This window comes from Halorubrum sp. SD690R (assembly GCF_005435035.1).
GTDB classification, from domain to species: domain Archaea; phylum Halobacteriota; class Halobacteria; order Halobacteriales; family Haloferacaceae; genus Halorubrum; species Halorubrum ezzemoulense.
The window spans coordinates 107075-128820 of record NZ_SGTV01000010.1 but is presented as its reverse complement, the minus strand read 5'-3'; the positions used below and the strand labels follow the sequence as shown (position 1 = coordinate 128820).

Below are 21746 nucleotides of genomic sequence, written 5' to 3'. Positions count from 1 at the left end.
CGGCGAACAAGGTCCAAGAGTTTGCTGAAGGTACACCGATAGAACTCTGTTACCTACCGCGGGGTTCACCGGAGCTGAACCCCGCGGAAGAGTGTTGGAGACAACTTGATCAAGAACTTGGGAACCGTCTGTTTGACACACTCGACGATCTCCGTGAGGCTGCTCTCTCTGCACTCGACCGGGTCGAAATCCCAGATGTGTTTACGTATTTATGTCCGTGAGTATCACCGTAAGCGGCAAGATCTATCGCTATCTATCACACGCATATTTCGAGCTATACTTATGCTTCAAAGGAATACAATCGGACATGGCACGCTCGTTCACCCCGACGGCGTACGACGACCTGGATCCAGACCGCCGCCCGAGTCTCGCGGCGGCGCTGGTCCCGGTCCTCGCCGTCGTGGCGTTCCTCGGAATCGGCTCGGCCGTCCTCGGCCTCGACCCGCACCCGCCGCTGTTGTGGAGCATCGCCTTCGTCGGCGCGTTCGGCCTGTGGCTCGGCTACGACTGGGACGCGCTGTTCGACGGGATCGCGAACGGCCTCGTCATGGGGCTCCAGGCGCTCCTCATCATCTTCACCATCTACGGGCTGATCGCGACGTGGGTCAGCGCCGGCACGATCCCCAGCATGATGTACTACGGCCTGGAGATCTTGTCCCCGACGACGTTCCTCCCCGCGGCAGCGGTCCTCGCCGCGATCGTCGCGTTCGCCATCGGTTCCTCGTGGACCACCGTCGGGACGCTCGGCGTCGCCTTCGTGGGCATCGGCGCGGGGCTCGGCGTCCCCGCACCGATGACGGTCGGCGCGGTCCTCTCGGGCGCGTACGCCGGCGACAAGCAGTCGCCGCTCTCCGACACCACGAACCTCGCCGCCGGCGTCACCAACACCGACCTGTACGGGCACATCCGACGGATGCGGACCGGCACCGCGATCGCCTTCGGTCTCGCGGTCCTCGGCTTCGCCGCGCTCGGCCTCCGCACGAGCGGCGACATTCCCGCCGGCGAGATCGCGGCGATCCAGGGCGGTCTCACCGAGACGTACGCGGTCACCGCCGTCGCCTTCGTCCCGCTCGTCGTCACCTTCGGGCTGGCGCTGCGGGGGTACGCCGCGCTGCCGACACTCGTCGCGGGCGTGTTCGCCGGCGCGCTCACGACGATCCTCCTCCAAGGGACCGGATTCGTCGCCGCCTGGGAGATATTCATGTACGGGACCTCGCCGGAGTCGGCCTCTACGACCGTGAACGAACTCCTCGCGACCGGGGGACTCACCGGCTCCGCGTGGACGATCACGGTCGTCGTCGCCGCGCTGTCACTCGGCGGCATCTTGGAGCGCACCGGCGTCCTCGCGGTGATCGCCCACGCGTTCACCTCGTCCGTGCGGAGTCCGGGCGCGCTCGTCGCCGGAACTGGTGTCTCCGCGATCTTCATCAACGCCCTCACGGCCCAACAGTACATGAGCATCGTCCTGCCGGGCGTCACGCTCCGGAACACCTACGACGAACTCGGCCTCGACACCGACCAGCTCTCGCGCGCGGTCGAAGCGGCCGGGACGCCGACCGGCGCCCTGATGCCGTGGCACGCGGGCGCCGTCTTCATGGCGAGCGCCACGGGCGTCCCGACCATCGAGTACGCGCCGTACTACCTGTTCGCGTTCCTCTCGCCGTTTGTGCTGTTCGTTATGGCCGGGACCGGCCTCACGATCGACGCGGATCCGACCTCGGCCGACGCCGACCCGGCGGAGACCGCCGCCCCCGGCGACGACTGAGTCCCGGGATCGTCCGGTCGCCCCCCGGTTCGACACGTTTACGCGCCCGCCGGGCCGTTCGTCTCACATGAGTCTGGAGGTCGCCGTCGCCGCCCCGTTCAAGGCTCGGGCACAGGACCGGCTCGGGCAGGGGGAGTTCGTCGTCGCGCTGTCGCTGGAGCGCGAGTGGTTCTCGCCCGACCAGGCGAAGCGGCTCGTCGACGTCGCGCTCGGCCGCGGCCTGCTGGCGTCCGAGGACGGCGATCTGGTCCCGCAGTTCGACCCGGCCGAGGTGACCGTCCCGGAGGGGTTCACCCCGGACGAGTCGGTCCTCCGCGAGCAGTCCACCTTCGAGAGCGCGCTCGACGCCGTCGTCGCCGCGGGCGTCGAGAAGCAGCGCGCCGTCGCCGCGATCAACGAGCGTCAGCGGGCGCTGGCGGTCACCATCGAGGCCGCCGCGGTCCTCTACGCCCGCGAGCAGGGCGTCGCGGTCGACCGCCTCGCGGTCGACGTGCGCGAGGAGCTCGCCGCCGAGGCGGGCGACGCGGGAGGCGATCCGACCGACGCCGACGACTCGGGGGCGGCGTGAGATGGTGACGGACCGACTCGCGGACGGCGTCCGGATCGCTCAGCTCCTCGCCTCCGAGGTGACGGGGAACGAGAGCCGGCTCCGCGGGCTGACCGTCGCCGACGCCGACCCCGACGTCGAGCCGACCGCCGACGGCGCGCTGGCGTACCGGATCGTCCGCGAGCGCGACGGCTCGCCAGACGGGGACGCGTCCGCGGAGACCGACCCGACCGTCGCCGAGGTGTACGTCCAGCCGGACCGCGCGCGGATCGAAGCGGTCGCGGCCCCGGACGCGGTCGCGGACGCGGCGAGGGAGGTCGACCTCCGCGTCCGGCCGAAGGCGGTCCGCCCGCCCCGGACGCTTGTGTTCGTGGAGGACGGCGCGGGAGTGAAGCGCGCGCTGGCGGTCCTCGAAGCTGTTCGGAGCGAGTCGAACGATAGATAGCCGGACAGCGCCGAACCGCGGAAAAACGTCTCGTCGCCGCGCGTCTACTCGCGCTGGCCGCCGTCGCCGACCGCCGCGCTCAGGCCGGGGCCCGACGCGGGACCGGTCCCGCCGCCGGAGACGTCGAAGTCCCGGACGAGCGAGCCGAGCCGCTCCGCCTGCTCCGCGAGCGACCCGGCCGCCGTCGTCGCCTCGCTCATCGCGGTCAGCTGCTCGTCAGCGGCCTCGGCGACCGCGTCGGCCTCGTCGGCGGTCGACCCGCTGATCTCCGCGACCTCCTCTGCCATCGAGACGGTCTCCTCAGTGCTGGCCGCCTGATCGTCGGTGGCCCGGCTGATCTCGCGGATCCCCTCGTCGGTCTCCGCGGCGTTCTCCGACACCCGAGCGAACGCGTCCGCGGCGTCCTCGACGGCGTCGGCCCCGGCGGCGATGTTCTCCTCGGCGCTCCGGACCGCCTCGACGGTCCCCTCGGTCTGCGACTGCGTGGCGCCGATGAGCTCCTCGATCTCGGTGGCGGCGTCCTGCGTCTCCTCCGCGAGTTGCTTCACCTCGTCGGCGACGACCGCGAACCCGTCGCTCCCGCCGCCGCTGCCACCCGCGCGGGCGGCCTCGATGTTCGCGTTCAAGGCGAGCAGGTTCGTCTGCTCGGCGATGTCGCCGATGAGGTCGACGATCTCGCCGATGTCCTCCATCCGGTCGTCGAGCTGCTGGACGGTCCCCGCGGCCGAGTCGAGCGCCTCGCGCGACTCCTCGACGCGGCCGATCGCCGCCTCGGCGGTCTCCTCGCCCTCGTCGGCGATGTCGGCGGTCTGCTCGGCGACCGAGACGACCGTCTCTGTCGAGGAGGCGACCTCCTCGATCGTCGCCGAGAGGTCGTTCATCTCGTCGGACACCTGCCGCAGCATCTCGCGCTGCTCGTCGGCGCCCTCGGCGATCTCCGTGACCGACCGGCTGACGGCCTCGCTCCGGTCGGACGCGGTCTCGACGCCGTCGACCGTGTCCGCGCTCGCGGTCGACACGTCCTGCGCGAACGACCGCACCTCGCCCATCGCCGCGTCGATGTCCTCCATCATCTCGTTGAACGCCGCGCCGATCTGCGCCATCGCCTCGCTCTCGCTCTCCGCGTCGAGCCGGACCGTGAGGTCGCCGTCTGCCGCCCGGCCCATCGCGGCGCTGTAGTCGTCCGCCTTCGTCTCGAGGTGGCTGTTCAGCCGCTCGACCTCCTCCCGGCGCTCCTCGACCTCCGCCTTCGCCGCCTCGACGTCCTGGATCTCCGCCTGCTTCCGCTCCGCCAGTTCCAGCTGCTCGCGCGCCGCCTCGCGCGACTTCTCGATCGAGTACCAGTTGACCATCAGCGCGCTGGCCAGCGCGAGGACGAAGACCGCGTGAATGCCGCCCCAGACGATCGGGTTCTGTATCGCCGCGGTGTGGTTGTAGACGAGACTCGAATCGATGAGGCTGAACGCGCCGTGGCCGACCGCCACGTACACGACGCCGACGGCGAACGGGAGCCAGTCCTCGTACAGCGCGAGCACCCCGATAAACACGAAGAAGCTGAAGTGCGCCTCGATGTAGCCGCCCGACAGCTTGACCATCGCCATCGAGACGGTCATGAGGCTGAACGCGGAGAGCACCGTCCGCTGGCGGCGGCCGAGCCGCGACCAGCTTGCCAGCGCGCCGGTGCCGAGGATGACGGCGACGAACCCGCCGAGCATCCACAGCGGCGTCGCCGGAATCTGCGCGCCGGTGAACGACTCCGTCCCGTTGTAGAGGCCGAGCCCGATCAGCAGCGGCACCTGGACCGCGATCGAAATCAGGATGTTCCGATGCCGCGGGCTCCACATCTCCTCCGGCATCGAGGTGCCGTCCGGGATGTAGCGGATCACGTCCCGCACGCTCTCCGCCAGCCCGCCCGATCCCCCCGCGTCCACGCCGGTCGCAGTCTCTGCCATGGGCGACGATTGTCGCACGGTATAAAAACACGTCGCCTCCAGATATTATCGCTGATACCGTCTCTCAGGTCCTGAGACGCTGGTAATTAAGCCGCTGAGTGATATCGCGCTGACACAATTTACCCCACGACGTTGCCGGTTGTTCGGCGATGATCGAACACGTTCGTCCCGGCGGGCGGAATGACCTCATTGAGTGACACGAACTTCACCGGACGGAACCGGTTTCACTGAGCGAACTCCCGCCGAGTGAACCCCCGCTGAGCGAACTCGCGCCGGGCGCCCAGGTCGTCGACCGCGCGGCCGACGCCTTTTATATTGGTCCGGCCCGCCGTACGGTCGTGACGCTCGATCCGATCCACGTCGAGAACATCGCCCGGCTCGCGTACGGCATCGGCGGCGACGTGGACGCGACGGACCACGACGACCTCGCCGAGCGCGTCTGGCGGGAGTGGCTCCCCGAACTACGCCGCGACGGCCGGGTCGTGCTCGCGGCGCTCGGCGACCACGAGCGCCATCGGGCCGCCATCGACGACGTGGCGCTCGCCGAGCGCCCGTTCGAGGCGGTCCACGGGCTCGACTCGGGGACGATCAACCCGACGACGTTCAAGAACGGCCTCGTCGTCGACGTCGCCCACGCGGCGATGGCGAGCTCGCCGACCGACCTCGACCTCCACCGCGACCGCACCATCGTGGCCACCGTCCACGCCGGCGACTCGACCGCCGGCTTCGACAGCGAGTGGACGCGCCGCGACGAGGGCCACACCAAGCAGCGCGTCCTCCACGTCCCGCGGGTGAACCGCTACGCGGAGCGGGTCGTCCACGCGCTCGCCTTATACCTCGCGGAGGGAACCCACGCGCTCGACCACGCCGACCGGGTGGAGGACCTGCTCGTCCTCGACGGCCCCATCTACCCGAAGGAGCTGTTCACGTGGGCCGACCGCGACCCGGAGCTCGGCGCGCTCGCCCGCGAGGCGAAGCCGCGCGCGGTAATCGAGAAGTACGTCCGCCTCGTCGAGCGGTTCGTCGAGCGCGACGTGCCGCTGGCCGGCTTCGTGAAGAACCCCGCGAGCGGCACCGCCGTCCGCGCGCTCTCGCGCGCCGGCGTCGAGTCGCCGTGGCCCGACGACACCGCGCTGTTCACCCGGCTGTTGGAGCGCCGCGAGCCGTACGGGGCCGCCGGCGACGGAGAGTTCACCGACGACGACCGGGGCGCAGAGCGCGGCGCGCGGCTCGACGACGACCTCACGTTCACCACGTGGTTCCGCAGCCGCGGCGGCGCGGACGCGCCGATGGCCGCCGACGGCGACGCGCTCGGTGTCGACCGCGAGCTCGACCCCGAGCTGTACGAGCCCACGTTCATGGTCGTCTACGACCCGCGGACCGACGTGACCTACAAGCTGGAGGCGCCGTACGCGTTCACCCGCGACGCGGGGACCCGCGAACGGCTCACCCGGCAGGTGGTCGCCGAGGTGGCGGCGACCCGCGGCCCGCCGGAGCCGGTCGCGAAGGCGGACGCGCTGGCGCGCATCTCAGCCAGCGAGAAGGCGGCGCTCCGCCGGAAGTTCGAGGAGCGGCTCGGCAGCGACCAGCAGGCGACCTACGACGACCTGCGGTGGGGGAAAGAGACGTACTGAACCGGTGCCCCTCAGAGGGCCTGCGCGAGCAGCACCGCGTAGGTGACCGCGTTGTAGATGCCGTGGACCAGCCCCGGCACCACCACGTTGTCCGTCCACTCGTAGAACGCGCCGAGGACGGACCCCAACACGACCACGATACCGACGTACGCCCACTGCTCGACCGGCGTCCCCGAGACCGAGGGGAGGTGGATCAGCCCGAACGCGAGGCTCGCGATGAGCACCGCGGGAACCGCGTCGAACGCGTGGCGGACGGTGCCTTGGACGACGCCGCGGAACAGCAGCTCCTCGACCGGGCCGACCACCGCGAGCGACACCGCGATCATCGCGAGGTAGTACGGGACGGGGTCGCCGGCGGGGACGACCGCCTGATTCTGCCCGGTCGAGAGGCCGACCTGATCGAGCGCGAACAGCGCGCCGTACTGGAACGCGAAGAGGGCGATACCCCCGCCGACGATGATCGCCGCTTCGCGGGCGTCGGGGCGGGAGATCCGGGCGAGCGTCCACTGGTCGGTGATCGCGAGGTAGCCGGCGACCGCGATCGCGAACCCGACGAACTGGAGCAGCGTCTGAAGGAGCTGGTAGCCGGTCGTGCCCTCCGACACCAGCCCGAGGGAGGCGGCCAGCTCCGCGCCCGGCGCGGTGATCGCGCTCGCGACGAGGAGCGCGAACACGATCGCGAACAGGGCGCTCGCGACGCGGAACACGCGCTGGCCGACAGCCGAGGCCGAGAGGTCGTCGCTCATTACAGTGAACACGACTCGCAAGGGATTTAGACGCACCGGAAGGGGATCGGCGCCGGCAACGTCCCCACTCGCAGAGCGGATCAGTCTATTCGCAGTTCGCGCTTCTCCGCGACCGCCTCGGCCTCCTCGAAGTCGCCGCCGCCGAGCAGCCCGCGGGCCGCCTTCTTGCCCCATTCGACGGCGGGCTGGGTGAACGTCGAGACGCTCGCGAGCTCGCCGTACAGCACGCAAGCGGCCTCCATCCCGAACAGGAGTTCGCCGAGCGCGCGTTCGTCGACGCGGTCGATCTCGACCCGCACGTTGGGGACGTCGGCGGCCGCGAGGCTCGCCTCAGTCGCCTCGAACTCGGCATCGAGCAGGCCGCCGAGCGACGAGCCGCCGAGGTACGCGAGCCCGTCGAGGTCCGTCTCGGGGATCGGCGCGTCGGCGCGCTCTGTCGGCCGGACGAGCGTCACCAGCTTGTCGGGTGGCCCGGCGCGGTACAGCTGGAGCTGGGAGTGTTGATCGGTCGCCCCGAGCGCGCGCGCCGGGGTCTGCCCCAGCCCGTCCTTCCCGAGGCTCTCGGCCCACAGTTGGGCGAACCACTCCGCGAACGTCTCCAGCGACTCAGCGTACGGCATCACGGCGTTGGTGAGCGCGCCCCGCTCCGCGAGCGCGTACGTCGCCGCCCCGTAGGCGTACGCGGGCGAGTCGTACAGCGACCCGGCGAGCGCGTCCATCCCGTCGCGGCCCCCCGCGAGGACGGCCTCGACGTCGTGGCCCTGGAGCGCGGCGACGGCGAGCCCGACCGTCGACAGCGCCGAGAAGCGCCCGGGGACGCCGTCGGGCACCGGGAGCGACGGAAGGTCGTGGCGGTCGGCCAGCCGGCGGAGGTTCCCCGACTCGCCCGTCGTGACGAGGGTGCGCTCGGTCCAGTCGACACCCGCGTCGGCCATCGCCTCGCGGACGACGAGGAAGTTCGCGAGCGTCTCCGCGGTCGTCCCCGACTTCGACACCACGTTGACGACGGTGTCGTCGAGCGGGAGGTCGGCGAGGCGGCGCCGCGTCTCGTCGGGGTCGACGTTGTCGAGGACGTACGCGTCCACGTCGCTGTCGAGGGCGTTCGACAGCGTCGCCGCGCCGAGCGCGCTGCCACCGATCCCGACCGTCAGCACCGCCTCGGGGCGGTCGAACCCCTCGACCGCGGCGTAGATCGCGTCCGGGTCCGCGGTCTCGGGGAGCGTCAGGGCGGCGTACCCGAACTCGTCGTCGGCCATCCCGGCCGCGATCCGCTCGTGCGCGGCCGCGACGCGGTCGTCGAGTCGGTCCAGCGTTGCCGTCGTGAGCCCGGGCGTCGTCGCCAGGGCGTTGCCGAGGTCCACTCGCATACCTCCCTCACCGCGCGAGAGTAACTTAAAAGCCGGCGGGGGGTCGCGGTCGCGGCGTCCGCCTGCGGTCGTGGCCCGTCACGGACGAGCACCCGTCGCGGTCAGTCCGCCGCGACCGCCGAGTCGTCGCCGTCGAGCGCCGGCCGACCGAACCAGTAGTCGAACGCGAGCGGGCCGGAGCCGAGCGTGAACACCGCCGACGCCATCCCGAACAGCGCCACGTGCGCGAGGACGGGGTCGTCCGGGAGCCCGAACAGGGTCGTCGTGAACAGGACGAACGAGAGCGCGGCCGCGCCGCGGGTGAAGAAACCCGCGATCAGCGCGAGCCCCACGGCGACCTCGGTCACCCCCGCGCCGACGACCCACAGCCCCGGGTCGACCGGGACCACCGCCGTGAGGTCGTACTTCTCGACGACCTGGAGCGCGCTCGCGGGGTCGGCGAGCTTCTGAATGAGGCCGAGGTAGACGAACGAGACGCCCATCCCGACCCGGAGCACCGCCGGGACGTAGCGCCGCAGCGGGGCCGTCGACTCGTCGAGGAACGACTTGAGGTACTGGACGGGGTCGACCCGGCCGTAGTACGAGCCCGGCGTGCTCGCGACCGCCAGCAGCATGTCGTCGGCGCTCGGGCGGCCGCCGCCGAGGATCAGCAGCGCGAGGAACACCGGGACGTACTCCACGGCGAGGAAGACGAGGGGGTCGACCGCGAGGAACACCCACGCGTACGTCAGCAGGCCGACCGTCGCGGTGATCCGCGTCGCCAGCCCGAAGAGGGTGAAGAACCCGAGCCCGATGAACAGCACCCGGAGGAGCGGGCTCGCCCCAGTGTCGAACGCGAGCGTCGGCGCGAAGAGATACCCCTCGAAGCCGGCGCCGACGAGCGGGAGCCCGACGGCGAGGCGGAGCATCCACGGGACGAGGTCGGCGTACCCGGCGAGCTTTTCGCGGAGGACGACGATGTCGACGATCGTCGGTCGCACCCAGAGGTACGCCGCGATGCCGACGAGCCCGAGCGCTCCGGACCCCGCGAACAGCGCCGCGTTGAACGGGTCCGAGAGCACCTCGATGACGAACGCCACAGCGTCGAGCGGGTCGCCGGAGTCCTCGGTGACGTAGTCGACGTGGGCCGCGGCCGGTCGCGCGGCGAGCGTCGCGAACATGGCGAGCGCGGCGACGGCTACCGATCGGTGACGGACGGACATACCCCTCGTACGGGCTGGATACACCTAACGGTATTTCTTCACGAACGTTCGAATGCGACGGTGTGGCGGCGGTTTCGGACAGATACGGGACGGTCGTTTAGGGTGCCCGCGCGACGACGCCGAACGTTTCGGTCCGCGTCTCGGCGCGCTCGATCTCGAACCCGGCGTCGACGAGCGTTTCGCGCGCGTCGCGCGCAGCGAAGCGCTCGTCGACCGGCGGCCCGTGGTCGCCGTCGCCGTCGGCCGACCAGTCGAACACGACGAGCCGCCCGTCGGAGCGGAGGACGCGGGCGAGCTCGCCGATCGCGTCCGGACTCGCGAACTCGTGGTACGTCATCGTCGAGCACGCCCCGTCGAGTTCGCCGTCGGCGAGGGGGAGGTCCGAGACGTCGCTCGCGACGAGGTCGACGTTCTCCGGGAGCCCCTTGTCGCGGTAGTACTCGTGCATCTCCGACTGGACGTCGACGCCGTAGACGGTCTCGGCGTGTTCGGCGACGGCGTCGGTGTAGAAGCCGGTACCGCTGCCGAGGTCGGCGACGACCGCGGCGCCGACCTCGACCAGCGGGCCGATAAGCTCCTCCGCGGAGACCCATCGGTAGCGGCTCGGGCGCTCGAGCTGCGACGCCTGCTCGGCGTCGAACGTGTGGAATCCCATGGGCGGTATTGCGCGTCGAGTACTAAAACGCGTCCGGTCGAGGCGCGTGCGACTGAGCCGACGCGACCCCGCGACGTGGAACGGGACGGCGACCCGTCCCGCCGGTCACCACTCGGGTTCCAGCGCGTCGAGGAGCCGGTCGACCTCCGCCTCCGTCGAGACGGCGTGGACCGACACCCGGATCCCGTCCGGGTGCGGGAGCGACCGGACGACGATGTCCCGCTCGCCGAGTCGCTCGACGGTCGCCTCCGGGTCGTCGACGTCGATCGTCACGAGCCCGGACTCGAACGCCCGCGGGCTGAGGAGTCGATCCTCGGGGACGCCGTCCTTGAGCCGGTCGGTGAGCGCCTCGATCCGCGCCTCGATCGCGTCGAGGCCGACCGCCTCGATGGCGTCGAGCGCCTCGACGAGGCCGACGTGCGCCGCCGCCGTCGTCGTCCCGACCTCGAAGCGCCCTGCGGCCGGCTTGAACTCGATCTCGTCGCCGGTCGGGTCCTCGACGCCGCGGTAGCCGACCGCGTGGGGCGCGAGATCGGCCGCGGCGTCGCGGTCCACGTAGAGGAATCCGGCGCCCCACGGGCCGAGCGTCCACTTGTGGCCGGCCGCGGCGACCGCGTCGGCGCCCCACTCGCTCACGTCCATCGCGCCCTGCCCGGGCGACTGAACCGCGTCGACGAGAGTGAACGCGCCCGCGTCGTTCGCGACCTCAACGAGGTCGGCGACGGGGAGGCGGGTGCCGTGGGTCCACGTGATCGCGCTGAAACAGACGAGCCGGGCGTCCGCGACCGCCGCTGCGTACTCGTCGCGGTCGACGCGGCCCGCCTCCGTTTCGAGGACGCGGACTTCGACGCCCTCGCGTTCGAGGCGCTTCCACGGGAGGACGCCTGCCGGGTGTTCGAGATCGGTCCGGACGACCACGTCGCCCGGTTCCCAGTCGATCGCGCCGGCGACGCGGGTGATCCCGTCGGTCGTGCTCTCCGTCAGCGCGACCTCCTCGGGGTCGGCGCCGACGAACGCCGCGATCCGCTCGCGAACGCGGTCGTACGTCTCGAACGCGTGGCCGTACGGGTCGGTAGTCGCGGAGCCGTACTCGTGCTCCTCGATGAAGGACCCGGCCGCCTCGACGACGTACTCCGGGCTCGGCCCGTGCGCGCCGAAGTTGAAGTACGCCGCGTCGCCGAGGGCCGGGACGTCCGCGCGGAGCTCTCTCGGGGTCATACCGTCGTCGTCGAGTTGGATCGTTCTCATGGTGTCGGTTTCGGCGACTCGGGCCGCGATGGCCGGCGCGGTCCCGCGTCTCGGGTGTTCAGTGTGTGACGCCTGTCGGACCGATTCAGGCGGTGTGTTCGCCGACCGCGTCGGTCAGCGCCTGCTCGCTCTGCGCGCCGACCATACGCTCGACCGGCTCACCGTCGGCGAACACGAGCAGCGTCGGGATGCCCTGGACGCCGTACTCGCCGGCCAGGGCCTGGTGGACGTCGACGTCGACCTTCAGCACCGCCGCGTCGGTGTCGCTCGCGACCGCCTCGACGGCGGGCTCCATCATCCGGCACGGACCGCACCAGTCGGCGTAGAAGTCGACGAGAACGACATCGTTCTCGGCGACTCGGTCGTCGAACGCGTCGGCGTCGTCCAGCTGGATCGGTTCCGCGGGAGCGGCTTCTGTCGAACTCATACCACCGGGTACACGCCCAGGACTGATAACGATTTTGGATATAGGCCACAATACTACACACTACGGAGGATGAGCCGGAGCGACTCGGCCGCCCCGGCCGCTCTCGATCGGTCCCGATTCTGGCGGAATCGGTGGCCGTCGCCGTACTGACCGTATCTTTCCGCCGGCCGGTTCGGGGACCGAGACGACCCGCTGCCGGGTCGCGGCGTAATCGAGAAGAGCGGCGAGAGCATCGATCGGTGACAACACGACTGCGCGTCCGGGGCGGTCCGCTCGCCCGACGAGTCGGGCGTCGCTACTGGATGTGGCCTTCGCGGCGGAGCTGGTCGGCGTCCTCGTCATCGTACCGCCACTCGACGTTCGCCTTCTCGTCCTGCCAGTCCCACGGCTCGGCGAGGACCACGTCGCCCTCGTTGATCCACGTGCGGTACTTCATGCGGCCGGGGATCCGGCCGAGTCGTTCCTCGCCGTCGGCGCAGCGCAGTTGGACGTGGTTGCCGCCGAGGTGTTCTGTCACTACGGCGAACACTTCGTCGTCGTTGGGCATGCGGAGGTTCTTCCGCCCGGATTCTTCGCTCATACCTTCCGTTGTGCGCTCGCCCGTATAAGTGATTGGAGACGCGTGTGTGCGCCCGTCACGCGATCCGTTCGCACGACGACGGCACCCCGGGGCGCCGGACCGAACTCACTCCGCGTCGGTGAGCGTGGTCGACCGATCGTCTCCGTCGACGGTCGAATCTTCGACGGCCGTACCTTCGCCGGTCGCGTCGCCGTCGGTCGCGTCACCGTCGGTCGCGTCGTACCCGGCCGCGTCGCCGTCGGTCGCCCGCTCGCCGAACGCCGCGTCGACCTGCGCGAACGTCTCCGCCTCGGTCCCGGAGTTGTCGACGACGACGTGCTCCGACGCCACCTCGTCGAACAGCTTCTTGAAGTGGAGGTGGATCTCGAAGTCGGCGTCGCTGATCCCGTCTCGGCGCTCGATCCGGCGCTCGACGACCGCCTCGTCGCAGGCGACCTCGACGAGGTCGAACTCGGCCGCGGCCTCGGCGGCCGTCTCCTGGGCGTCCGCCCGGAACCGGGCGTCCGCGAACGTCGCGTCGAGGACGACGGCGCCTCCGGCGTCGACGTCGTCGCGAGCGCGCGCGAGCAGTTCGGCGTAGACCGCCTCGGTCTCCGCGTCGGTGTACTCCGGGTCGTCGAACAGCTGCTTGCGTATCACGTCGGTCCGTCGGATCCGGCCGTCGACGTGGTCGGCGATCCGCTCGGCGACGGTCGTCTTGCCGACGCCGGGCAGCCCGCAGACGACGACCAGTCGCCCGGTCGACGCGCCGTCGTCGGCGACCGGGGCGGACGAGGTCGGCGACGCCGGATCGAAGGAACCCGCCGTTTCACCGCTCGAAGCGGGGGATTCGGTTCGGTCCGACGGTCGACCGCCTCGGTCACTCATCTACCGCTATTCTCCGGGGTGAGGTAAAAGAAACTTCTCATTAGCCACCCCCGACCGACGCGGTGAGGTCCCCCGGCTCCCGGCGGATCAGGACCCCTCGACGTACCGCCGGATCAAGCGTCCGTCCCGGGTCGTCCACCGATAGCCGATGGAATTAATCGAGTATCGTTGCGAGAGCAGCGACGAGCAAGGCGACGATGGTTCCAACGAGGAGGCCGGAAGCCGCGGCCATAGTCACAGAGAGGTACAGTGACAATCCGGTTACCGCCACGACCGCGACGATTACAACCGGGAGTTGTAGCGCAAATCGGGAGCCGAATTCGGAGGTGACCTCGGATCGGAAACTTATGCTCGGAGGGAAGAATCTCTGCTCAGAAAATCTCCCCGAACGACGGGTTTGCGATCACAGTCTGATGACTCGTTCAGTGTTCAGTTAGACAGAATAACGCACTGCCTCCGCTGAACTCGTCGCTATATCGTCCGGTGATTACATCCGGGACTCCCGCCGTCGTGTGGTATCGGCCGCAAGAAAGTGGGTTGGGGCGGATTTGAACCGCCGGCCTCCTCCATGTCAAGGAGGTGTCATAACCGGACTAGACTACCAACCCGAAGGGGCTTACTGACGCATCTCGCTGTTTTCGTGGGACGTAATTGAACCTTTCGTTTCGAACCGCCCGCGGGGCCGGCCCGGCGGCTCGATCGGGGGACGGCGCGACGACGATCGCGGCCCAGGCGGGTCGTCGGTCGGTGTCGACCGGACGGCGGGTACGGAGCGGTCGCACGGCGTCCGCGCGCAGACGGCTTCCGACCGGTTTTACCCGTTCGGCGACAGTCCGTCCGTATGGTCGACCTTGCCGCCCGCACGGACAGGCTGGACGCCTACCTCGCCGAGCGCGGACTCGAAGCGGTCTGGTTCGCGCGGCCGAACGGGTTCGCGTGGCTCACCGGCGGCGACAACGTCGTGGACGCCGACGCGGCGACGGGCGTCGCGGCCGCTGGCTACGACGGCGAACTCCGCGTAATCGCCGACGACATCGAGGCGGACCGGCTCGCCGACGAGGAGCTTCCGGACGCGTTCGCGGTCGAGTCGTTCCCGTGGTACGCCGACTCACTCGCCGCGGCGGTCGCCGAGCGGTCGCCCGCGCCCGCCGCCGCGGACTTCGACGTGTCCGGCTTCGAGGCGGTCGACGGGAGCCGGCTCCGACAACCCCTCACCGACGACGACGTCGAGCGGTACCGCGAGCTGGGTCGGGAGGTCGCGGCCGCCGTCGAGACCGTCTGCCGGAACCTCGAACCCGACGACCCGGAGTACGAGGTCGCGGCCGGCATTGACATCTCGCTCGCCTCCCGCGACGTGGACACGCCGGTCGTCCTCGTCGGCGGCGCGGAGCGAGCGCAGGCGTTCCGCCACTACACCCCGAGCGACGCCGCGCTCGGCGACTACGCGCTCGTCTCGGTCACCGCGGAGCGGGCGGGGCTCTACGCCTCGATGACGCGGACGGTGGCCTTCGACGCGCCGGACTGGTTCGAGGAGCGACACCGCGCCGCGGCGCGCGTCGAGGCCACCGCGATCCGAGCCACCGAGGCCGCGGCGGCCGGGACGCTCGTCGGAGGAGACGGTGACGCCGCGTCCGCGGACGCCCCCGACGCCGCCGGCGACGTGTTCGAGGCGATCCGAGAGGCGTACGACGCGGTCGGCTTCGCCGACGAATGGGAGAAGCACCACCAGGGCGGCGCGGCCGGGTTCGCGGGCCGAGAGTGGATAGCGACGCCCGACGGCGACGAGCCCGTCCGGTGGCCGATGGGCTACGCGTGGAATCCGACGGTCCGAGGAACGAAAAGCGAGGACACGCACCTCGTCGCGCCGGACCTGACGGAGCGGCTCACGAAGACCGGTCGGTGGCCGACCCACGAGACCGAACCGGTTGACGTGGCGGGGATCGACGCGGAGCCGGTGGAGCTGGCGGCGCCCGTGATCCGGTAGCGGGACCGGTCTCGTCGGGGGGCAGCGCCGCCGGCGACGCGGTCGACGGCGTCCGCGGGTCAGTACACGTACTCGCTCTCGTCGATGCCGACGTACCCCTTCTTCACCCGGCGCTTGTTCCACTTGTAACCGACCAGCAGCTTGAGCGACTCCCACCCGGAGCGGTACGGCTGCGAGAGGAGGTCGTCGCCGGTCTCGGCGGCGAGCATCGCGTCGGCCGCGCCGATGACGCGGTCCCAGTCGGCGGGCTCGTACTCCGCGACCATGTCGGCCATCGTCACGTTGCGGACGACCTCGTCGCCGATCGCTTCCTTCCAGCGGCGGTTATACGAGGCCAAGTCGCCCTCGGCGGCGAGTTCGCCCGCGATCGCGCCGGTTCGGACCGCGACGTGATCGCCGCCCTCGTGGAACGCCGACGTGGTCCCCATCGCGCCGCCCGCGACCGCGATGCCGGCCTCCACGGGCGAGTCGATCGGCCGGGTAGACGAGATCGGGTACGTCTCCGTCCCGCCCCGCTTGCCCGCGTCCTCGACGAGCGGGAACTCCTCCTCGATGTCGTACTCGTCGCCGTACTGCCACTCCAAGAGTCGGCGGATGTACTCGCCGCCCTGCGGGATCGACTCGTCGTCCTCGCGGAGGAGGGCGTACTCCGAGGCGTCGATCTCGTCGATGTCGAGGCCGATCGGCATCGTCAGCCCGACCCGGCAGACACGGTCCGCGTTCGGGAATATCCACGGGTACGCGGTCTCGCCCGGCATCACGCCCCACCAGAAGACCAGCGCGTCCTCGACCTCCTCGAACACGTCTTCGGGAACGCGCCGATACTCCTGATACGCGATGTGGTTCGCGGTCCGGGAGGCCAACCGCTCGGAGGCCTGCGCGTCCGCGGGCAGGTACTCGTCGAGGACGCGGTTCGTCACCGTCCGCTGCGGGCCGTCGGTGAGAACGACGAAGTCGGCGCCGACGGTGCCGCCGTCCGCGATTTCGAGCGTGTGGCGCGGATCGCCGTCGGCGGGGCCCACCGAGAGGTCAGTGTCGACGCCGCGGACGGAGGTCCCGACGCGGTACTCGGCCCCGGCCTCCTCGGCTCGGTCGCGGAGCCAGTCGTCGAACCGCGCCCGCTGGAAGGTGTAGCCGAACTTGTCGTACGAGGAGTCGATGCCGGTGGAAGTGAGCGTCGCCGACTCGTCGGGCCCCCGGAACTCGGCGCGGTTCAGCTCGCGTTGAATTACTCCGTCGTCGAACTCGTCGGGGTGGATCCCCATGATGTCCACCCAGTAGTCCAAGATCCCGGCCGCGTCGGTCGAGTCGGGACCGAGGCCGTCGCGGTCGGCTCGGGGGACCCCTTTCTCGACGACCAGGGCGTCCGCCCCGCCGGTCGCGGCCGCGTGCGCCGCGGACGACCCGGCCGGCCCGCCGCCCACGATCGCGACATCTACGCGTTCCATACCTCGTGAGGTCCCTGTCCGGCTATTAAATTCACGGTCCCCGATGCGGGTCCGACCGGCCGACGTGTCGACGGACGCACGGCGGCAAACGTTCGTCTCCGGGCCGGTGACCGATTGATCATGTCCGATTATCAGCAGTAAGCGGCCCAGAGAGACACGTTTTTATCGGGGAGAGGGATTTCATCCAGCACACCAATGGCACGCGAGACGTGGGCGACGCGGGCGGGGTTCATCCTCGCCGCGGTCGGGAGCGCAGTCGGGCTGGGGAACATCTGGCGGTTCCCGTTCATCACCGGCCAGTACGGCGGATCGTCGTTTCTGATCACCTACCTCGCGTTCGTCGCGCTGATCGGGTTCCCGGCGATCCTCGTAGAGTTCGTCATCGGGCGCCGCACCGACCGGAACCCAGTCGGGGCGCTTCGGGAACTGGGCAGCGGCGTCTGGTCGTCCGCCGGCTGGCTGTTCGTCGTCACCGGCTTCATCATCCTCTCGTACTACAGCGTCGTCGCGGGGTGGTTCCTGCGCTACACGCTCATCGGGATCACAGAGGGCTTCACCGTCGCCGACCCGGCGGCCGCGGACGCGCTGTACGAGTCGGTCTCGACCGGGCTCGACACCCTCCTCTTCCACGCCATGTTCATGCTGCTCGTCGTCGGGATCATCGCCGCCGGCGTCAGGCGGGGGATCGAACTGAGCGTGAAGGTGATGGTGCCGGCCATACTCGTCCTGCTCGGCGGACTGGCCGCGTACGGCTTCACCCTCGACGGCGCGAGCGCGGCGTACGCCTACTACCTCTCCCCCGACTTCGCCACGATCGCCGCGAACTGGACGGAGATCCTCCCCGCCGCCGCCGGACAGGCGTTCTTCACGCTGTCGCTCGGGATGGGCGTGATGATAACGTACGCCTCCTACCTCGGCGAGGACCGGAACCTCGCGGCCGACGCCGGGATCATTGCGGCGCTGGACACGCTCGTCGCCGTCCTCGTCGGCTTCGTCGTCTTCCCCGTCCTCTTTTCGATCGGGATCGAACCGGGCGCCGGCGGCCCGCGGACGATCTTCGTGAGCCTCACCGCCGCGTTCGCGGGCATTCCCGGCGGCCGGATCCTCGGCGTCGTCTTCTTCGGCATGGTCGGGATCGCCGCGCTCTCCTCCGCGATCAGTATCCTCGAGGTGCTCGTCTCCTACCTCATCGACGAGGTCGGTGTCGCCCGGGTGCCCGCGTCGGCCGCGCTCGGAGCCGCCGTCTTCCTGCTCGGCGTCCCGGTCACGATCGACTCGATCTTCCTCGGCCTGTACGACGGGCTCGCGGACGGGATCCTGCTCGTCCTCGGCTCGCTGCTGCTCGCGCTGTTCGTCGGCTGGGTGATCCCGGACGTCGGCCGCGAGGAGCTCAGAAAGGGGATCGCTGACGGCGCCGGCCTCGACGCAGTCTGGATCTGGGCGGTCCGGGTCCCGATCCTGATCGTCGTGGTCGTCGTGCTGTACCTCGGCGTCGTCGACTACGTCGGCTTCCTCACCGGCGACTTCGCCGGCTGGCTGGCGGCGCGATAGCCCCGGGCTACCGGGCTGACTTCCCGTCGCCGCCTCAGACGTGTTCCTCGCGCGGCTGGACCACGACGAACCCCTCGCCGCCGAAGCGCATCTGGTAGCGCTCGCCCGACTCCTGGCCGATCATGTCCGAGAGGCTACGGTTGACCTCCACGTCCGGCGACGTGCCGCTCCACGCGACGGTCGCGCTCGGGTCGGTCGACACCGGCGGTTCGAGGACGATCGGGTCGCCGTGGGTGGTGATCGCGACGTAGCCCGGCCCCTCGAGGTAGACGTTGCTGAAGCCCCCGGCGAGCGCGCCGGCGAGGCTGTCGATCGTGTTGATCTCGTAGGAGAGCGACTCCTCGAAGGCGAGCACGTCCTCGCCGTTGACCGTGATCGACTCGCCGGCGTCGAGCTCGACGACTTGGACCTTCTTGCCGTCGTCGGCGAAGTAAACGTGGCCCTGCCCCTCGACGGCCATGATCGGCGTTCCTTCGCTCGTAGCGGCCTCCTTGAGGAACCCGGTGATACCGCCCTCCGCGGAGGCCTTCCCGGTGAAGGACACGTCGCCCGTGAACGCCACCATCGAGCCGGCCTTCGCCATGACGGTGCCGTCGACGTCGACGTCTAGGGTGTAGCTGTTCTCGCGCTGGAACGGTTCCGCGCTGTCGGTCGGTGCGTTCGCGGCGGTGAACTCGTCTAGGTTCATGGTACGGGGACCGAACCGATCGGTTCGGCTGTACGGAAGTTCTGCTGTATCGATTAAGAATCTACGGGACCCGTTTCGGGGAGCGAGACGCGGCCCGTCCGTGTTCGGGAGACGAGTCCGGCCTCAGTACACGACCAGCGAGAGGTACAGCTGGCCGATCCCCGCAACGATCATCACGGCGCCCGCGATCCGCTTCAGCAGTCCCGCGTGGTTCATCACCCGGTTGGCGTTGCTGACGAGACCGACGCCCGTCGCGACGGTCGTCGCGGCCATCAGGACGGCGACGGTGCCGGCGTAGACGCCGAGGAGGAGTACCGCCGTCTCGGACGGGAGCGCGATCGCCCGGGCGACGACGCTGAGAAACACCGGGGCCACACAGCCGGCGCCGGCCAGTGCGTACCCCGCGCCGAAGACGCCGAACCCGAACACGCTCGACCGCCGCTCCGGCAGCGGCACGGATATCGACGGCGCGCGCCCGGAGACCACGAGCAGTCCGAAGGCGATCAGCAGCCCGCCGACGAGCGTCTCGAACACCGTGATGTTCGACAGCGTCGAGTAGCCGATCCGGACGGTCGCGCCCGCGAGCAGCGCGAACGTCGCTAACACGCCGACCGCGGCCGCGATCCCTCGAGCCCCCGCCCCGACGACGGACGCGGAGTCGGCGTCGACGGAGTTCACGTAGAAGCCCACGTATCCCGGCAGGAGCGGGTACGCGCACGGCGAAAAGAACGTTGTCACACCCGCGGTCACGGCCAGCGGGACGTTTGTCGCAAGCGAGACGTCGGTCATGAGTCGGGTCGCCCCGTCATCCGTCGAGCGCCTGCCGTATACCCTCGATGAACTCCTCGGTGGTGTGGGTCCCGGACGTGGCCCAGCGGACGCGCCCGGAGGCGTCGACGGCGCGCGCGCTCGGGTAGCTTCCGACGTTGAGTCGCGCCGCGAGTTCGGCGGAGACGTCGGCGGCGACGAGCCAGTCGCCGTCGTTCTCCCGCCACCAGTCGGCCACCGTCTCCTCGCTGACCGCCTCACCGACGGGCTCCGTCGTCACCGACACGAACAGCACCTCGTCGCCGATCCGATCGTGCGCCTCCGCGAGGGCCGGCATCTGCTCGGCGCAGGGCGGACACCACGTCCCGAAGAAGTCGACGAACGTCGGTCGGTCCGGGGCGGGCAGCGTCACCTCGCCATCGCGGCTCCCCGGCGCGTCGACCGTGTCGAGCGTTATCGGCTCGACGAGTTCGGGCGCGTCGTTGCCACCGAGCGCGTCCGGTACCCCGCCGGTCGCGACGGCCCCCGCGCCGCCGAGGACGCCGACGCTCGCGAGCCCCGCCAGGAGGTGTCGTCGCCTCACGCCGTGACCACCCGTCGGAAGTCGTCGACGATCCGTTCGACGTCGGTGGCCGGCCCGCGCGGGTACGCCCGCTCGACGATACCCCGCTTGTTGACCAGCAGGATGAGCCCGTAGTGCGGGAACGCGTACTCCAGGTTCTCGTACTGCTCGCCGTCCGTCTTCTCGATCTTGAGTCCGAAGTTCTCGTCCATCAGCTCCACGCCCGCCTCGTAGCTCTCCGGGCGGAGGAAGTGCCAGTTCCCGGCGTCGAGGTCGACGCCGCGCTGCCCGGCGTACTCGCGGAGCACGTCCGCCGTGTCGCGCTCCGGGTCGAAGGTGAGCGGGAGGAACGCGGCCTCGTCGCCGAACCCCTCTTCGGCGGCGACCTCCTGAACGCGGCGCAGCCGGAGGATGAGCGCGGGACAGACGCCGTCGGGGCAGTTGGTGTAGAAGGACGTCCACAGGAACGCGCGCTCGCCCTCGAACTGCGTCGTCGATATCTCCTCGCCCGCGATCGGGTCGGGAACGGTGAACTCGGGCATCTCGTCGCCGTGGATCGGGTGGACCGGCTCGCCGCGATTCTGTTCCGGCGGGCCGAGGATCGTCCCGTCGTCGCCGGAGTCGCCGAGGACGCCGGCGCAGCCGGCCGTGGCGGTCGCGCCGGCGGCGGTTCCGGTGGCGGCGAGCGATCGGAGGAAGTGGCGGCGCTCCATGTCGTTGCCCGAACTACGTAGTCGCTCGTAAATGAACCCCGCGGCTGGTTGCGCGCGGTGAACACGACCGCAACCGCCGCAGACCGGCGAGACGCCCCTGAGAGACGGCCGTACACGGAACATCTCCGATAGACGAACGTCCGGAACCTCCGTGGTACCGTGGCCCTCGCAAGGGTTATCCCCGAACGGGCTGTACGTTTATTCGCAATGGCAAACGGTAAGGTTGATTTCTTCAACGACACTGGCGGCTACGGTTTCATCTCGACTGACGACGGCGACCTCGACGACGACGAAGACGTGTTCTTCCACATGGAAGACGTCGGCGGCCCGGACCTCGAGGAGGGTCAGGAAGTGGAATTCGACATCGAATCGTCCCCCAAGGGACCCCGCGCGACGAACCTCGTCCGCAACTAACCCCCACGTAGCGGACGGCGCGTCCGCACGCACTACCGGATTTCGGCCGTCGTTCGACGCGAATGGCGCCTATCTCCGTTTCTCTCACACTTATCACACCTCGACGAGCGCCGGCTCTCTCCGACGGGGAGCGACTCATTTCGACGTGGGACGGCGCTCTCCCGACGGCGACGCGATCGACCG

The 21746-nt window shown here is 70.0% G+C and carries 22 protein-coding genes and 1 tRNA gene; 8 read left to right on the top strand and 15 right to left on the bottom strand.

Going from position 1 to position 21746, the window contains the following annotated elements; translation table 11 throughout:
* From EXE41_RS08500 to EXE41_RS08485, 4 genes are all read left to right on the top strand, one after another.
* A partial coding sequence (locus tag EXE41_RS08500; protein WP_199240857.1) for a transposase occupies nt 1-221 on the top strand: 221 nt, incomplete at its 5' end.
* Between the two features lie 86 nt (nt 222-307).
* A complete protein-coding gene (locus tag EXE41_RS08495; RefSeq protein ID WP_089308586.1) occupies nt 308-1765 on the top strand; it encodes a Na+/H+ antiporter NhaC family protein in 1458 nt (485 codons plus the stop codon).
* A gap of 67 nt (nt 1766-1832) precedes the next feature.
* Nucleotides 1833-2333 carry a DUF2240 family protein gene (locus tag EXE41_RS08490; RefSeq protein WP_176450702.1) on the top strand — a complete coding sequence of 167 codons (501 nt, stop codon included), beginning with the start codon at nt 1833-1835 and terminating at the stop codon, nt 2331-2333.
* A 1-nt stretch (nt 2334) separates the two neighbouring features.
* Nucleotides 2335-2757: a hypothetical protein gene (locus EXE41_RS08485; RefSeq protein WP_137690751.1), complete on the top strand. Its 423-nt coding sequence runs from the start codon at nt 2335-2337 to the stop codon at nt 2755-2757.
* Between the two features lie 44 nt (nt 2758-2801).
* Here the strand turns inward: EXE41_RS08485 and EXE41_RS08480 are convergent, their stop codons facing one another.
* Complete coding sequence (locus EXE41_RS08480; RefSeq protein WP_137690750.1) at nt 2802-4709, bottom strand: methyl-accepting chemotaxis protein; 1908 nt, start codon at nt 4707-4709, stop codon at nt 2802-2804.
* 338 nt (nt 4710-5047) lie between these two features.
* Between EXE41_RS08480 and EXE41_RS08475 the strand changes: the two genes are divergently transcribed.
* On the top strand, nt 5048-6343 hold the full coding sequence (locus EXE41_RS08475; RefSeq protein WP_086215374.1) for a DNA double-strand break repair nuclease NurA: 1296 nt from the start codon (nt 5048-5050) through the stop codon (nt 6341-6343).
* 11 nt (nt 6344-6354) lie between these two features.
* Here the strand turns inward: EXE41_RS08475 and EXE41_RS08470 are convergent, their stop codons facing one another.
* The 9 genes from EXE41_RS08470 to EXE41_RS08430 all read right to left on the bottom strand — a co-directional run bounded on the left by EXE41_RS08470 (nt 6355) and on the right by EXE41_RS08430 (nt 14043).
* Nucleotides 6355-7089, bottom strand: coding sequence for a CPBP family intramembrane glutamic endopeptidase (locus EXE41_RS08470; RefSeq protein WP_086215375.1), 735 nt, complete (start codon nt 7087-7089; stop codon nt 6355-6357).
* Between the two features lie 80 nt (nt 7090-7169).
* Nucleotides 7170-8456 (bottom strand): glucose-6-phosphate isomerase, encoded by a 1287-nt coding sequence (locus EXE41_RS08465; protein WP_086219684.1) that lies wholly within the window; start codon nt 8454-8456, stop codon nt 7170-7172.
* Nucleotides 8457-8557: 101 nt separating this feature from the next.
* Nucleotides 8558-9658, bottom strand: a complete 1101-nt coding sequence (locus tag EXE41_RS08460; RefSeq protein WP_137690749.1) for a DoxX family protein — start codon at nt 9656-9658, stop codon at nt 8558-8560.
* A 97-nt stretch (nt 9659-9755) separates the two neighbouring features.
* A complete protein-coding gene (locus EXE41_RS08455; RefSeq protein WP_089308591.1) occupies nt 9756-10313 on the bottom strand; it encodes a class I SAM-dependent methyltransferase in 558 nt (185 codons plus the stop codon).
* 105 nt (nt 10314-10418) lie between these two features.
* Nucleotides 10419-11561, bottom strand: coding sequence for an aminotransferase class V-fold PLP-dependent enzyme (locus EXE41_RS08450; RefSeq protein ID WP_086215378.1), 1143 nt, complete (start codon nt 11559-11561; stop codon nt 10419-10421).
* A gap of 85 nt (nt 11562-11646) precedes the next feature.
* On the bottom strand, nt 11647-11988 hold the full coding sequence (gene trxA / locus EXE41_RS08445; RefSeq protein WP_049930851.1) for a thioredoxin: 342 nt from the start codon (nt 11986-11988) through the stop codon (nt 11647-11649).
* 295 nt (nt 11989-12283) lie between these two features.
* Nucleotides 12284-12568, bottom strand: coding sequence for a translation initiation factor eIF-1A (locus EXE41_RS08440; protein ID WP_049930850.1), 285 nt, complete (start codon nt 12566-12568; stop codon nt 12284-12286).
* Nucleotides 12569-12673: 105 nt separating this feature from the next.
* Nucleotides 12674-13435, bottom strand: a complete 762-nt coding sequence (locus EXE41_RS08435) for an AAA family ATPase (RefSeq protein ID WP_137690748.1) — start codon at nt 13433-13435, stop codon at nt 12674-12676.
* 533 nt (nt 13436-13968) lie between these two features.
* Nucleotides 13969-14043: transfer RNA gene (locus tag EXE41_RS08430), tRNA-Val, on the bottom strand.
* A gap of 233 nt (nt 14044-14276) precedes the next feature.
* On the opposite strand from EXE41_RS08430, the gene EXE41_RS08425 reads away from it, so the two are divergent.
* The gene (locus tag EXE41_RS08425; RefSeq protein WP_086215381.1) at nt 14277-15419 is read left to right on the top strand and encodes a Xaa-Pro peptidase family protein; all 1143 of its coding nucleotides are present in this window, start codon (nt 14277-14279) and stop codon (nt 15417-15419) included.
* Between the two features lie 59 nt (nt 15420-15478).
* Here the strand turns inward: EXE41_RS08425 and EXE41_RS08420 are convergent, their stop codons facing one another.
* A complete protein-coding gene (locus tag EXE41_RS08420; protein ID WP_137690747.1) occupies nt 15479-16867 on the bottom strand; it encodes an NAD(P)/FAD-dependent oxidoreductase in 1389 nt (462 codons plus the stop codon).
* A gap of 195 nt (nt 16868-17062) precedes the next feature.
* Here EXE41_RS08420 and EXE41_RS08415 point away from each other — a divergent pair, with 195 nt between their 5' ends.
* A complete protein-coding gene (locus EXE41_RS08415) occupies nt 17063-18418 on the top strand; it encodes a sodium-dependent transporter (RefSeq protein ID WP_137690746.1) in 1356 nt (451 codons plus the stop codon).
* A gap of 34 nt (nt 18419-18452) precedes the next feature.
* Here the strand turns inward: EXE41_RS08415 and EXE41_RS08410 are convergent, their stop codons facing one another.
* The 4 genes from EXE41_RS08410 to EXE41_RS08395 form a co-directional block, all read right to left on the bottom strand.
* Nucleotides 18453-19106 carry an AIM24 family protein gene (locus EXE41_RS08410; protein WP_049930842.1) on the bottom strand — a complete coding sequence of 218 codons (654 nt, stop codon included), beginning with the start codon at nt 19104-19106 and terminating at the stop codon, nt 18453-18455.
* 123 nt (nt 19107-19229) lie between these two features.
* Complete coding sequence (locus tag EXE41_RS08405) at nt 19230-19895, bottom strand: cytochrome c biogenesis protein CcdA (RefSeq protein WP_004595333.1); 666 nt, start codon at nt 19893-19895, stop codon at nt 19230-19232.
* 16 nt (nt 19896-19911) lie between these two features.
* Complete coding sequence (locus EXE41_RS08400) at nt 19912-20457, bottom strand: TlpA disulfide reductase family protein (protein WP_086215384.1); 546 nt, start codon at nt 20455-20457, stop codon at nt 19912-19914.
* Nucleotides 20454-21149 carry an SCO family protein gene (locus EXE41_RS08395; RefSeq protein WP_049930840.1) on the bottom strand — a complete coding sequence of 232 codons (696 nt, stop codon included), beginning with the start codon at nt 21147-21149 and terminating at the stop codon, nt 20454-20456. Before EXE41_RS08395 ends, EXE41_RS08400 begins: the two co-directional genes overlap by 4 nt.
* A gap of 207 nt (nt 21150-21356) precedes the next feature.
* Between EXE41_RS08395 and EXE41_RS08390 the strand changes: the two genes are divergently transcribed.
* The gene (locus EXE41_RS08390) at nt 21357-21563 is read left to right on the top strand and encodes a cold-shock protein (RefSeq protein ID WP_004595330.1); all 207 of its coding nucleotides are present in this window, start codon (nt 21357-21359) and stop codon (nt 21561-21563) included.
* The last annotated feature ends 183 nt before the right edge of the window (nt 21564-21746 follow it).

Bases quoted from the DNA above. Each gene is read 5' to 3' on its own strand.
- EXE41_RS08495 (WP_089308586.1), top strand. From the start codon at position 308: ATGGCACGCTCGTTCACCCCGACGGCGTACGACGACCTGGATCCAGAC.
- EXE41_RS08490 (WP_176450702.1), top strand. From the start codon at position 1,833: ATGAGTCTGGAGGTCGCCGTCGCCGCCCCGTTCAAGGCTCGGGCACAG.
- EXE41_RS08485 (WP_137690751.1), top strand. From the start codon at position 2,335: ATGGTGACGGACCGACTCGCGGACGGCGTCCGGATCGCTCAGCTCCTC.
- EXE41_RS08480 (WP_137690750.1), bottom strand. From the start codon at position 4,709: ATGGCAGAGACTGCGACCGGCGTGGACGCGGGGGGATCGGGCGGGCTG.
- EXE41_RS08470 (WP_086215375.1), bottom strand. From the start codon at position 7,089: ATGAGCGACGACCTCTCGGCCTCGGCTGTCGGCCAGCGCGTGTTCCGC.
- EXE41_RS08465 (WP_086219684.1), bottom strand. From the start codon at position 8,456: ATGCGAGTGGACCTCGGCAACGCCCTGGCGACGACGCCCGGGCTCACG.
- EXE41_RS08460 (WP_137690749.1), bottom strand. From the start codon at position 9,658: ATGTCCGTCCGTCACCGATCGGTAGCCGTCGCCGCGCTCGCCATGTTC.
- EXE41_RS08455 (WP_089308591.1), bottom strand. From the start codon at position 10,313: ATGGGATTCCACACGTTCGACGCCGAGCAGGCGTCGCAGCTCGAGCGC.
- EXE41_RS08450 (WP_086215378.1), bottom strand. From the start codon at position 11,561: ATGAGAACGATCCAACTCGACGACGACGGTATGACCCCGAGAGAGCTC.
- trxA (WP_049930851.1), bottom strand. From the start codon at position 11,988: ATGAGTTCGACAGAAGCCGCTCCCGCGGAACCGATCCAGCTGGACGAC.
- EXE41_RS08440 (WP_049930850.1), bottom strand. From the start codon at position 12,568: ATGAGCGAAGAATCCGGGCGGAAGAACCTCCGCATGCCCAACGACGAC.
- EXE41_RS08435 (WP_137690748.1), bottom strand. From the start codon at position 13,435: ATGAGTGACCGAGGCGGTCGACCGTCGGACCGAACCGAATCCCCCGCT.
- EXE41_RS08425 (WP_086215381.1), top strand. From the start codon at position 14,277: ATGGTCGACCTTGCCGCCCGCACGGACAGGCTGGACGCCTACCTCGCC.
- EXE41_RS08420 (WP_137690747.1), bottom strand. From the start codon at position 16,867: ATGGAACGCGTAGATGTCGCGATCGTGGGCGGCGGGCCGGCCGGGTCG.
- EXE41_RS08415 (WP_137690746.1), top strand. From the start codon at position 17,063: ATGGCACGCGAGACGTGGGCGACGCGGGCGGGGTTCATCCTCGCCGCG.
- EXE41_RS08410 (WP_049930842.1), bottom strand. From the start codon at position 19,106: ATGAACCTAGACGAGTTCACCGCCGCGAACGCACCGACCGACAGCGCG.
- EXE41_RS08405 (WP_004595333.1), bottom strand. From the start codon at position 19,895: ATGACCGACGTCTCGCTTGCGACAAACGTCCCGCTGGCCGTGACCGCG.
- EXE41_RS08395 (WP_049930840.1), bottom strand. From the start codon at position 21,149: ATGGAGCGCCGCCACTTCCTCCGATCGCTCGCCGCCACCGGAACCGCC.
- EXE41_RS08390 (WP_004595330.1), top strand. From the start codon at position 21,357: ATGGCAAACGGTAAGGTTGATTTCTTCAACGACACTGGCGGCTACGGT.